The sequence below is a fragment of the Bacillus sp. SIMBA_008 genome (genome assembly GCF_046535495.1).
In the GTDB taxonomy this organism is placed as follows: domain Bacteria; phylum Bacillota; class Bacilli; order Bacillales; family Bacillaceae; genus Bacillus; species Bacillus subtilis.
The window spans coordinates 1-247 of the sequence record NZ_JAWRWL010001007.1 but is presented as its reverse complement, the minus strand read 5'-3'; the positions used below and the strand labels follow the sequence as shown (position 1 = coordinate 247).

Here is a 247-nt window from a genome sequence, read left to right as displayed (position 1 = left end):
AGGCGCGGCAGCCGCACGGCCGACTGGTGAGCGCCGACGAGGTCGCCGCAGCCGTCGCCTACCTGGTCGGCCCGTCCGCCGGTTCGACGACCGGCACGGCGATCGAGGTCGACGGCGGCATGGCGCAGCTGCGCCTGCGCACCGAGTAGCCCCGGTCGCGAAAAGGCACCGATCCCGAGCGGGGATCGGTGCCTTTCTGCGACGGGAGCTTCCTACTCCCCGCGCAGCCAGCCGAGGATGCCGCGGC

At 74.1% G+C, this 247-nt stretch carries 1 protein-coding gene; it reads left to right on the top strand.

Annotation, left to right across the window (positions count from 1 at the left end; all coding sequences use genetic code 11):
* Window positions 1-149, top strand: a 149-nt coding sequence (locus SB658_RS26430; protein WP_410603464.1) for an SDR family oxidoreductase, incomplete at its 5' end; no start/stop codon positions are given.
* Between the last annotated feature and the right edge of the window lie 98 nt (window positions 150-247).